Source organism: Collinsella sp. LCP19S3_H3 (genome assembly GCF_052119145.1).
In the GTDB taxonomy this organism is placed as follows: Bacteria; Actinomycetota; Coriobacteriia; order Coriobacteriales; family Coriobacteriaceae; genus Collinsella.
Window position 1 is genome coordinate 1 of the sequence record NZ_JBQKFW010000011.1, and the last position, 12,498, is coordinate 12,498.

At 54.4% G+C, this 12,498-nt stretch carries 6 protein-coding genes; 5 read left to right on the forward strand and 1 reads right to left on the reverse strand.

From position 1 onward, the window contains the following. The 3 genes from ACTQZF_RS06780 to ACTQZF_RS06790 all read left to right on the forward strand — a co-directional run. Positions 1 to 778: hypothetical protein (locus ACTQZF_RS06780; RefSeq protein ID WP_441554876.1), on the forward strand; the 778-nt coding region annotated here is incomplete at its 5' end. 9 nt (positions 779 to 787) lie between these two features. Further along, the gene (locus ACTQZF_RS06785; RefSeq protein WP_441554877.1) at positions 788 to 2,995 is read left to right on the forward strand and encodes an AAA family ATPase; all 2,208 of its coding nucleotides are present in this window, start codon (positions 788 to 790) and stop codon (positions 2,993 to 2,995) included. Positions 2,996 to 3,315: 320 nt separating this feature from the next. Beyond that, a complete protein-coding gene (locus ACTQZF_RS06790) occupies positions 3,316 to 7,008 on the forward strand; it encodes a helicase-related protein (RefSeq protein ID WP_441554878.1) in 3,693 nt (1,230 codons plus the stop codon). Positions 7,009 to 7,151: 143 nt separating this feature from the next. Here the strand turns inward: ACTQZF_RS06790 and ACTQZF_RS06795 are convergent, their stop codons facing one another. Next, positions 7,152 to 8,462 carry an AAA family ATPase gene (locus ACTQZF_RS06795; RefSeq protein ID WP_441554879.1) on the reverse strand — a complete coding sequence of 437 codons (1,311 nt, stop codon included), beginning with the start codon at positions 8,460 to 8,462 and terminating at the stop codon, positions 7,152 to 7,154. 322 nt (positions 8,463 to 8,784) lie between these two features. Here ACTQZF_RS06795 and ACTQZF_RS06800 point away from each other — a divergent pair, with 322 nt between their 5' ends. Both ACTQZF_RS06800 and pglZ read left to right on the forward strand, forming a co-directional pair. Next, positions 8,785 to 9,753 carry a hypothetical protein gene (locus ACTQZF_RS06800; protein WP_441554880.1) on the forward strand — a complete coding sequence of 323 codons (969 nt, stop codon included), beginning with the start codon at positions 8,785 to 8,787 and terminating at the stop codon, positions 9,751 to 9,753. Between the two features lie 60 nt (positions 9,754 to 9,813). Further along, the gene (pglZ, locus tag ACTQZF_RS06805; protein WP_441554881.1) at positions 9,814 to 12,495 is read left to right on the forward strand and encodes a BREX-1 system phosphatase PglZ type A; all 2,682 of its coding nucleotides are present in this window, start codon (positions 9,814 to 9,816) and stop codon (positions 12,493 to 12,495) included. Positions 12,496 to 12,498: the final 3 nt, after the last annotated feature.

The window sequence follows — 12,498 nt, forward strand, 5'->3', positions numbered from 1 at the left end:
CATCAACGGCAGCGAGGCCAAGCGCCAGAAGGCCCTCGAGGCGATCAAAAACCCCGGCTGCGGCTGGTTCTACCGCCGCGACGCCGAGACCTTCAAGCAGATCCCCGGCACACCTATTGCCTATTGGGCCAGCGACGGTATCGTGTACGCTTTCAGCGACTGTCCGAGTCTGGGGGAGTCTCTGGCATTTAGGGAGGGAATTCATACCGCGGACAATGCACGTTTCTTGCGTTATTGGTGGGAAGCGTCGGATAGTGAGATAGTGACGAACGCAGTGTCTCTTGCTGATGTGGATTCCAAAGGGTCTTATGTTCCCTACTGCAAGGGCGGTGAGTTTAGAAAATGGTACGGAAATTTGGAGTGGGTTATTGCGTTTAATGATCTTCACCGAAGTGAAATGAGGAAGCTGCCGGGATGTGTCTGGCCAAGTCAAGGCCTATGGTTTAAAGAGGGCGGAACGTGGACTGCTGTTTCAAGCGGAAATCTCGGGATTCGCTTTTTCCCCAGCGGCTGCCTATTTGATGCTGGCGGTCAAGTTGTTGTTGGGGAGAAATGCAAGGAGGCAATCGGCTTCCTTAATTCGTCTTTCGCTAAAGCAATTGCCGATTTGTTAATGCCTACACTTAACTATAAATGCGGAATAATGAAGACTCTTCCTGATTTTTTGAACTCCGCTGAAGGAGCTTTGGCTGTAACGGACGAGTGTATTACGTTGTCCAAAGCGGATTATGATTCGTTTGAAACTTCCCTAGACTTCAGCCGTCATCCTTTGTTGTAGGTGGTTTGAATGATATCTCGTATTAATATTTCCGGCTTGGGGCCATATGGCAGCGATAACGCGTCGCTGGATAACCTGAAATCTGTTAATTATATTTTTGGCTCCAATGGCAGTGGAAAAACTACTATTAGCGAGTTTTTACGAACCGGAATGGCGGGCGACGAGTCTCGCGTAGAGTGGTCGGGCCCATCACGCCCGGTTTTGGTGTACAACCAGCACTACATTAATGGCATATTTCAAAACGGCAGTGTACCGGGCGTTTTCACTTTGGGTGAAGACAATATTGAAATTAAACAGAGCGTTAGCGCTTTGGGAGAAGAAATCAATAATCTTGAAAAACTGATAGAAGGTTATGAGGAGGTTTTAAAGGGGGAGGAGTCTAAATATAGCGATGCCGAGGAGTTGTTTAAGCAGAAGTGCTGGGATGTGCGCAACTCCCTTTCTGACGCTCAGAAGATTGCTTTTCGTGGATGCCTTTCAAAAAAAGAATCATTTTTTCAGCGAATTCTGACGTTAGACGCGCCAAGAGACTTTAAGCCACTTGCTAATGATGATTTGGAATCCCTTGCCAAAAAAGCATCAGGAGCACCCTTGCAACAGCTTCAACCGATTACTATTCCAGATTTTGAATCGTTTGAACAAGCTGAATCTTGCGAGGCTTTTTCACGCCCCGTTGTAGGGAGCGGCGATGTCGATACAGCAAAACTAATCCATGAGCTCAATAATGCCGGCTGGGTTGAAAGAGGCTTGCGGTACTTTCGACTAAAAGAACGGGCAACGTGTCCTTTTTGCCAGCAACAAACGAGCGAGGCCCTTGCTGGGAGTATTGAATACTATTTTGATGATGATTACCGAGGAGCTCAGAGGTTGCTGGCTGATGCTGTTTCTATTTATGAAACTTCTCTCAGCGAAATACGTCAGCTGAGGGAAGATCTATCCATTTATCGAAATCATGGCTTCGACATTATTCAGGTGAGTAATGATTTGATTGACTTTGATGCTTTAGCTTCGACTAATCTTGAGCGCATGAAAGCTAAACAAAATGATTTGGGAAGCTCGGTAATTATTGAAGATACGATTGATGCTCGTGAGAACTTGACTATTTCGCTTGAAAAGCTAAATGAACAAATTGCCGTGCACAACGAACGCGCTCTTCATTTTAATGAGTTTAAAGAAGAGACTAATTCCTGCATCCGTTGGCAATGTGTAACAAGGTTGGATGCAGAAAAGAGACAATTCCTAAAAGCTGAGCGTGCTTACAACGGCGCCAAAAAGGGGCTCGAATCTAAACTTTTCAGCTGTTCTAATGCGATTGAAAAAAAGAATGCCGAGCGGGAGGAGTTGATGTCTCGGCTCACTAGTTCAAAGCCTACTATTGAGCGTATCAATCGAATTCTTAGGGACTTGTGCTTTGATAATTTTTCTCTCGATGAAGCTAACGATGGAAAAGACTATGCATTTATTCGTCGCAGTGGCGAACGTGCGAATGAAACCCTTAGCGAGGGCGAAAAAACCATCGTTACCTTCTTGTATTTCCTAAGCTACGTCGAGAGCAGGTCGTCCGATCATCCAGTTGTATTTATTGATGATCCTATTTCCAGCCTGGATGCGAACGTTCTTTACTTTGTTAATTCTTTAGTGCGAGACCTGGCTTCCGAAGCGCGGCGGAAGGACAGTGCCGACGTAAGCCAACTGTTTGTATTAACGCACAATGCCAGTTTCCATCACGAAATTACATACCCCTCGGCTGGTTACTCTCTATCGAACAGCGCGTATTTCGTAATTAGAAAAACGGCTAGCAGCTCCATTGTCGAGGCCTTTGGTTCGGATAATCCAGTAAGTACGGGTTACGAGGCGCTGTGGCAGGAGCTTCGTGTGGGAAATCGGTCAACGTCCGTCCGCAATAGCATTCGTCGAATCCTTGAAACTTATTTCAATTTTGTCAATGGATTGAATCTTGAAGAAACAATTGCCAAGCTGTCTCCATCCGATCGTCCTTTGGGGAGGTCATTGCTTTTGTGGACGCACTCTGGCTCTCATCTTTTGACCGATGACGCTGAATGCACCGATTCTGGTGACTATTTACTTCACTATTTAAATGTTATGCGGTGCATTTTTGAAGCAAATAACCAGGCTGCTCACTTTGATTACATGGCGGAGCGCTGTGGTATCGAGCTTGAGTCCGTTGCGACAGGCCCTCTCTCCGACAGCGAGTGATGAACGATACTCAGCCTGATTATTGTTAACTAATTGGATTGCTCTGATGATGGCTGCCAACGACGAGGCGCCACCGCTATGTCCTCCAATTTGAATTGTCCGGTTTGTGCGCCATTCTCTGCATGCTTTTTTGGACGGCATGTGGTGTGACTTTCGGCGAGTGTGGAGCTGATTCGACTCGGGTGTTGCTTTCTTGTTGTGCTTCATTTATTCAATCCCTAACGGTCGTAGCTCAATATCCACCGCTCGCACTTGTTGCTCAACAAATGGCGAGGTTGATGGGCTAAGTTGATGGCAGTGTTTGGTTGGAGGAGGAGAATATGACCGAGTACTGCGATGGCAATAGTTTGGCGCCCGATAGTAAAATCGACGAGCTCTTGAGGGATTGTTCGCAACCTACGATATTCGCCTTCTGCGGCCTGTCTCCTCGTCTCGCGGAATCCGTTGCGCACAATGAGCGCTCGATTCCCGGGGTCGTAGCCAGCGATGCCGCTCCGTTCTTTTCTCCGTCCGAATTTGCCCGCCAAAAGAGACTAGCCGTGGCTCAGATTCTTTCGGCAGATGGCCCAGTCTTGATGCTGTTTGAGCAGCTTCTTGAGTTGCGCGGGACGATTAAGGAACTGTTCGATGGCAAGATCGTTGTTGTGCAGAACAACCTGTTCCTTGATGGTGAGGGCGTTCCTTCTCCCGTTGATCCTGGGCTGCTTAACGACTTTGAGTCATCCTTTGACGATATGACGCCCGATACGACGGGACTTTCTAAGTACTATGCCAAGTCGGTAAGGGTTGGAAGTGCGCACCTTGTAACGCCGATTATTCCGGACGAGTTTTCTGAGTGGGAAGTTGTCGATCTGTTTGATCGTGCTTCTTTTGCGCTGGGTGATGCTTCGGCAATTTCTGAGGGCGTCGTCCCTGTTTCGTCGGCTGCGTTTTTGGAATACCGTCTGGGCTTGCTAGATGGCACGGCTGGCCCTGCTTCTGTTTTGGTGAACGCTCGGGAACTTGAGAGCTATAGGTCCGCTCTGGAGGCGGTCGCTTCTGTTACCCATGCGCTGGGTCTATCCGTTTCCTTTGTAGCGCAGCAAGACCAAGAGGAAAAGATCGAGGAGTCGGACCGCCTGCTTTCGGTGCTTCAACATTACTGGGGCAAGGAGGCCTCGTTTAGGAAGCTTCGTTTTTATAAGAACCCCGACTTTGACAACGAAATGGAAACGGTGTCTCAGGGTGCTATCTCTGAGTTTGTCGTAAAGCAGGCCGAGGCTGCCCATGCGGGCTCCGTCGATTACAGGAATGTGTTTGTAACGGCGCCCACGGGTGCGGGCAAGTCCATTCTGTTCCAGATTCCGGCGCTGTATCTTGCTCGGAAATATCAGCTGGTCACGCTGGTTATTGAGCCGCTGAAGGCCCTGATGATCGACCAGGTCGCTAACTTGCGGAAACGTGGCGTTAAGAATGTCGTTGCCATTAACTCGGACATTCCCTATGGCGAGCGTCTTGAATCCCTCGACCGTGTTAAAAGCGGCGAGGCCTCCATCATCTACCTGTCACCGGAACTTCTGCTGGAGTCCTCGATCCGGGCGATCCTTAACGGCCGCGAGCTCGGCCTTGTCGTCATCGACGAGGTCCACACCGTTACTTCTTGGGGTAAAGATTTCCGCCCGGACTACTGGTATCTGGGGCCGTATCTGTCTAAGCTCCGCAAAAACGGTATGAGCTTTCCGATCTTTTGCCTTACCGCCACGGCTGTCTACGGCGGGCGCGATGATGTCGTTTCGCATACGATCGCCGACCTGGAGCTTGGCAACTGCAAGACGTTCCTGGGCAACCCTCGTCGTAACGACATCTCCTTCGACATCGTCTGGAGAAGCAAAAGCGAGCTGCCCGGTCCCATCGAGGAGGTAAAAACCGACCTCGCCGAGCAGTGGATTGATAAGGCCGTGCGCGACAATCGCCATGCGATTGTGTATTGCCCGTACCAGAGTCATGTCAATGCAATCATCGATCAACGCAGCGTTTCTAATTCTAAGGTTTTGGGCTATCACGGCGGCAAAGATGCCGCGTACAAGAAGATCGTTCAAGACGCGTTTGCGTCGGGCAGCTGCAGGGTGCTCGTGAGCACCAAGGCGTTTGGCATGGGTATCGACATCGACGACATCGATGCCGTGTACCACTATGCGCCGACGGGCAATCTGTCCGACTATATTCAGGAAATTGGTCGTGGCGGTCGCAAGCGCGGCTTGGGGGCCAAGGCCTGCATCGACTTCTTTATGCAGGACGTTCGCTATTCCGAGACGCTGTATGCGCTCTCCAAGTTTAGCCAGTGGCAGCTTAAGGAGATCATGGCCAAGCTGTACGAGGTCTATGCTTCTGCGCCGCAAAAAGACCGTAGCCAGAACTTCCTGGTATCGCCCAATACGTTCTCCTACCTGTTTACAAACGAGAAGGATGAGGACCGCAAGACCAATCGCGTTAAATCGGCCCTCATGATGATCTCGCGCGACCTTGAGGATAAGTTCAACTTCCCGGTTATCGTCGTGCGCCCCAAGGTGTCGTATACCAAGCAGTTTGTTTGCATTGAGCAGGTTGCCGAGCGTAGCTTTACCACGTCCTACGGCAAGTATTTACGAAAGATCAGCGAGGCCCATACGCGCTACGAGAATCGTGCGGGGCAGCATGCCGTCAAGATCTCGGACATGGGCGCAATCTATGAGCTCAACGTAGGCGACATGTGGGCTAACGAGTTTAGCGACCTGACCTTTGCCGATTTTAAGCGCCAGCTGTTCACGGGCAAGATTTGTTCGCCGACGGGGGAGCCTGCGCTTTCGAACCGCCTGGCGCTCGACATCAATTACTCCATGCCGTTTGATGGGGCCACGTCGACGCTGTCTGCGTTTGCCGAGGCGCTGCGCAAGACGTTTATGAGCCTTGCGCGTGAGGGCGATTTTTCGGAGAAGGAGTTTACGAAAGAGCTTACCCATCAGCTTGAGGGGACGTCTTTGGAGGTCAAGAAGCCGTCTGCGCTGCTGAATGCGTTTGTTCGTCCCGTCGATGGTGGCCGGCACTTTGGATCCGACCGGTCCTTTAAATGCATCAAACGATTCAATAAGTCTTCGAGGAATACCTATAGCCGCGCGCAGGATGTTCGCTATGGCGTAATCGGGCGCGAGCTTCAGGCAGCCATGAGCAATCTGACCCAGACGCTGGGAAGGTTGCAGCCTCCCGAAGGTAGCAAACATTGCAGGCGCTATCTGGACAACAAGGCTCTCGACGCTCGCTATGCGCTGGCCGAGATCTTAGAGATTCTCAAGCTTGCCACGTACACGGTAAAGGGCGGCGACAACCCGGAGATTTTTATTCGTCTCAACGATGCCTCGAAGGTCAAGGCGTTGGCTTCGGACAGCAGATATTCCAATGGCGTGCTGCGCGAGCTTAACGATCGCCACGAGTATTCGTCCAAGGTTATTAGGGGCTTCTTCCGCTCCACCATGAGCGATGCCGAGCGATGGGACGTAGTCGAGGAGTACTTCTTGGGCAATGACGACTACGTTGCTCAGGTTCTGGGCATCGATGAGAAGCCGGCGGACGAGTCTGCCAAGGCGGCTCCCAAGGTTAGGCATGCGGTTGCAAAGCGGCCTGTCGGCCTCTCGACATCCGTTGTGGCTGAAGGGGCTTCCTATGAGGGCAAGCCGTACTTCCGCGTGTGGAAGGACCTGCTCAACAGCTGTTCTGTGGGTCAGGAGATCACCGACGTCCAAAAGCTGAAAGAGTTGGTCAAGAGCAGCAAGCTCGAGATGCCTCGCAAAGACGCGGTGGTCTGTATTGAGAGCACCGACTTTAAGCTGCATCCCGCCCTGTTGTGGAAGAAGAGCCGCGTGATGCTCTTTAGTGCCTCGCGTGCCGATGAGTTTGCCCGCACCCAGGACATCGACTGGAAGTGCTTCATTCTAGGCCAGGGAGAGGGCATAGAGGCGATTGCCGACGCACTCGAAAACGCCCCGAAAGAAGCGAAATAGGAGTCGCGGCGACTTTACGCATAAAAAATGCCGGGGGACATCCCCCGGCTCTTGGAGGTCCCTCTATTCGAGGGTACCGATATCTTTATACCACGAGACGGGCGTCCGATCCAAGTGGGAGTGACGTGCCCGTTTCGTGCACGCTAAAGGTTGATTCCGCCAGTCTCGCAGATGGCGCCCATGAGCTGATCAGCGTAAGGAACGGCACCGTAAGCACCATGGAGGTAGCGGTTGATTAAGCTTTCGTCCTTTCGTGGGGAGAAAGAAGAGAGCGGGTAGATGTCTGAGGAACCGCTCTGCAGGTTCTTCTCGATGAACCATATCTGATCGCGACGAAGCGTATCGTTCTTCAGGAAGAGAAGCTCGTTGGTTGTAAAGATGAGCTGTGCTCCGTGTTCGTTGAGGTCTGGATCGAAGAAAAGTGCCACAAGGCTTTCGAGGAGCAACGGGTGGAGGCTGCGTTCGACTTCGTCTACGAACAAGGTTCGGCCGGCATCGATGGCATCGATAAAGTCGACTGCCAGGTCGAGCATGGTCCTTGTGCCCAGGGATTCGTCGTCAAGGCCAAAGCCAACGCTTCGGCCGTCAATTTCGTGACGGAACTGCATGGCGACCTTTTTATCGGGTATCTCGACGCCGTTGGGTTTTTGGCCCGTGAGCGCTTCGAATACGGCGGCGAGTTTGTCGGCGTTTTCCTTCTGGGCGCTCTTTTCGTCTTCGGTCATGTCGTCGACTTTAAGCTGCACCCCGGTAATGCCCAGGTCTGCGGAGCTAATGGCCTTGATGACCTTTTTGAATTTAGCCTCGCCCAACGTAGCAAGCTTGTCCATAAGCTCCGCATCGGGAATGGGGGCTTCGCGATTGGCTACAACCAGGTCGTCGGCAAACCAGCGCATCGCCTTAACGCAGGGTTCAAAACCGTAGTTTGCGAGCATGCCAAGGACAAACCCCGGATCCGTATAACCCTTGAGCTTGGTTACGATGCCGGGATATTTGGAGCCTTGCTTGACGGAGTACGTGCCATCGTCATTGCGGGATCTTTCGTAGACAAGACGTTTGGCCTTGGGGCTTACGCTGAGTCTCTCACTGAGGGCGCCATCGTCGTCTAGGGTGAATTCGTACTCGTAGCGAGTGCCGTCGGTGTAGAACGTATAGCTAAAGCTCGATGGGTCGCTGTTGCCGACAAAGCTTTGACGTCGGGGCAGATGGGCCGGATGCGTAATACCTAAAACGAGGTTGCGAGAGAAGTGAACCGCTCGCAACAGATTGGTTTTTCCGGAAGCATTGGGGCCGTAGATGGCCGCCGCGGTAAGCACTCCGTCCGTGCCGGTGCCGGGAATGCTGCAGGGGTGGACATTCTCCTGATGCTCCTTGTAGGAATTGACGGGCAGCATTGACAATACGGCCTCGTCCTTAATGGAGCGGAAGTTTTTAAAGCTGAACTCTAACAACATAAGGAGCACCTCCTAGTTGGTTGTAAGCAACATACTATACGCTTTTTTGTGGAATAGTCACAATATTACGGAAAATAGTGACATCTATGCCATTTGTGCTACCGCTCGCACTTGTTGCTCAACAAATGGTGGAGCTGGTGGAGTAAGTTAATACATACTGGCTGCAAAGCTTGGTTCGTCTGTAATGGGCGGGTCCTGAAAATGGTGCTCGTGAATGCTCTGCATAGGGCGCCATAAGCTTTGCTGTCGGGTAGACTTGTCTATGTTGACTTAGCTAGTTTTATTGGGCTTTTAATCGGTCCTGATTGGATGGGATAGAGATATGGCAACGTTGCTCGCCGATAAATACGAGGCTCGCAAGGCCGAGGTCAATGCTCGCTTTGAGCAGCTTCGCGCTAACGAGGAGGAGCTCAACCGAATCTTTGCCAAGATCTACAACATGGAGGGCGAGGTGCCCATCGAGGTCGAGGACAAGTACGTATCGGTGGCGCGCATCTTCGACACCGCCGACGAGATTCCCGAGAGCTACAAGGGCAACAAGTACGTGCGCACCAAGCGCGACGAGATTACCTCGCTCATAAGCTATGCCGTGGGCTGCATGTTTGGCCGCTACTCGCTGGATGTGGACGGTCTGATTTTGGCCGATCAGGGTGCCACGGTCAACGACTACCTGGCCAAGATGCCCGACCCCGATCACGTGACCTTTATGCCCGACGGCGACAATGTGCTGCCCATTACCGACGACGAGTACTTTGACGACGACATCGTTCGCTACTTTATCGACTTTGTGCGCACCGTGTACGGCGAGGAGACGCTCGAGCAGAACCTGGCCTTTATTGCCGAGGCGCTCGGCGGCAAGGGCACCTCGCGCGAGGTGATTCGCACCTACTTTTTGAAGGACTTCTTTAAGGACCACTGCCAGACCTACAAGAAGCGTCCCATCTACTGGCTGTTCGACTCGGGCAAAAAGAACGGCTTTATGGCCCTGGTCTACATGCACCGCTACACACCCGACCTGTTGGCGCGCATTCGTACCGACTACGTGCACGAGCAGCAGGAGCGCTATCGCTCGCAGATTGCCGACGCCGAGGACGCGCTGGCCACGGCCGAGCGCGGCGAGAAGGTCGCGCTGACCAAGCGCATCAAAAAGCTGAAGGATCAGCTGACCGAGACCGTTGCCTACGAGGAAAAGCTGCATCACCTGGCCGACCAGATGATCAAGATTGACCTGGACGACGGCGTTAAGGTCAACTATGCCAAGTTCCAGGATGTGCTGGCAAAGATAAAATAATGCACACGTGATTACGCGTTACGCGAATTGTTTTGACCGGTATGACAGTGGGATTGTTAGATGGCAAAGTTCGATGTAATTGAAGAGCTGGCGGCGCGCTTTGAACAGCCGCTGCCCGATTGCCGTGAGCGCCGCGTGGTGGTGTGGCACGACGCGGAAGGCGAGTTTGCCGCCACGTTTGCCGAGCTTGCCGAGGGCGGCTTTGGCGAAGCGGTAGAGCAGCGCCTGCCGCGTCCGGTGCGCTTTGTGGAGGCTTGCGACGGGCATATGTTTGAGGTCAAGCGCCTTATCGCCCGCGAGGACACCACGAGCGACATGCTGGTGTATCGCCAGCAGGGGCGTGGTGGCCTTGAGGGCGATTGGCTGGCCGATGTTGAGCTGTATGCCGATCAGTTCTCGGCGGACTATCTGTCGCTGCTGGCCGATCAGCTGGGCGCCTCCAACGCGAGGGATATTCGCAAGGCTCTGCAGGCGCACAAGTCGTTCTTTGCCGCCAAGGGCCGCGTCGCCAAGTTTTCTAAGTGCATGCCCGCGCCTGCGTGTGCGGCCGATGTTGAGCTGGGCCTGCTGGCCGCCATGTTTGGAGGCTCCGATCCCAGCGCTGCCACCATGCCGTTTATTGTGCGCGCATGCCTGACTATGCTGCTGCGCGATGGCCCGGAGGCGCTGTCGGAGCTGGCGCAAAAGTTTGAGGCCGCCGACAGCCTTGCTGCCTTTGTGCGTCAGCGCACGGGCTTTGAGGGTACGCTGTTCGAGCGCGATTCGCTCCAGGATTTTGCCGCCCATGTGCTGCTGACGGCCGCGGCCTCGTTGGTGCCGGCGGCTGCGCTGCAAAAGCTCTCCAACCATATTGCGCCTGCCTATGCGCCGTATTGCATTGCCGTTGTCCGCGAATGGGCGGGCGATGCTGCGGCGTCTGATGACCTGCGCGAGATTTGCGAGCTGGTCCAGGACGCGTGCGGCCTGCGCCATGTGTTTGGTGCTCTGCCTACCGACGATCTGCTGCGCCTGGATGTATTCCCGTGCGTTGACGAGGCCATTTTGAGCGACCTGCTCGCCTCGCTGGCGCAGGGTGCCGATCGCGTTGACGAGGCGCGTCGTGTTGCCGCGGCCCGTCGCGACCTGTGCTGGTACGACGATGTCGCCTGCTACTACCAGGTGCTTTTGGCGCTGGCCGACATGGCAGCCTTTAAGCGCGACCATGCGGGTGGATTCCATATTGCCCAGGCGGCCGAGGTATGGGAGGCCTATACCACAGATTGGTGGCGCATGGATGCGGCATACCGCGCGCTGCGCCAGGCCAACGAGCGCTGCAAGCTTCGTGGTGTCGACCTGTTGGAGGAGCCCGAGCGCCGCGCGGTCGAATGGGCCGAGAACAACTACGTTAACTGGTATCTGACCGAGAGCAACGCGTGCTGGGCCAATGCCGCCCAGGCGCAGTGGCGCGATGCCGGCTATGTTGAGGGTGTCGCTCGCCAAGACCTGTTCTATTGGGAGACGCTGCCCACGTATACCGGTAGTGCCAAGGCCAAGGTGGTCCTGATTAGCGATGCGCTTCGCTACGAGGTGGCGCAGGACGTGGCTGCCGCTTTGGAGCGCGAGCGCGGCGGCGAGGTGCGCATGGGTAGCGTGCAGGCGATGTTTCCCTCAATTACCGAGATGGGCATGCCGGCGCTGTTGCCGCATCAGGCCATGACGCTCAACATGGAAACGGGCGCCGTGCTGCTCGATGATATGCCGACGAGCTCTACGGTCGAGCGCCAGGCGGTGCTGCAGAAGGCCGCGCCTACGGCTCGTGCCCTGAGTGCCGCGGCGTATCTGGATATGTCTGCCGCCGACCGCAAGGAGCTGCTCAAGTCCAGCGAGATCGTGTACCTGTATCACAACAAGATCGACGCGACGGGGGAGAAACTCGCCACCGAAAGCGATGTGTTCGATGCGTGCGCCGAGAGCGTGGATGAGCTGGTCTCGATCGCCAAGCGCGTGTGCACCGACGCGCCAGGCGCCCGCGTGACGATCACATCCGACCATGGCTTTTTGTACACGGCCAACGAACTGCCGGAATGCTTGTTCCTGGGCAAGAACGACCTGCCCGACGATCCGGTGCTGTTTGGCAAGCGCCATGCGGTGGTCGCTCAGGGCGACACCTTGGCCGATATCGCTAACGGCGCGGACGGTAGCCCGTGTTTAGCCATGAACATGGACCATGTGGTGCCGGGCGGCGGCTACGTTGGCTTGGCTCCGCGCGGGATCGTGCACTACAAGCGACCCGGCGGAACCAAGCGCTACGTGCATGGCGGCGTGAGCCTGCAGGAGCTCGTGGTGCCGGTGGTCGGGTATCGCCGCCTGAGTGCGTCCTCAAAGGAATTCGTTGATACGCAGACTGCGAAGCTGCGCGTGCTGAGCGAGAGCCGCCGCGTTACCAACTCGCTGTTTGGCATTAAGTTGCTGCAGGAGGAGGCCGCTACGGGCAAGGTGCTGCCGTGCGAGTACGAGCTGGTGTTTACCGACGAGACCGGCAACGAGGTGAGCGACGTTGCTCGCGTGCATGCGGACATGACCTCGCCCAACCCGCAGGACCGCGTGGTCGAGGCTCGCTTTACGCTTAAGACGGGTGTGTCGTTTGGGTCCGGCTCGTCCCATTTGCTGGTTTGCCGCGATGCCCAGTCGGGCAAGATCGTTTGGCGCGAGACGTATACCATCGCTGTTTCGTTTGCCCCTGTTGCTGACTTTGGTTTTTAGGAG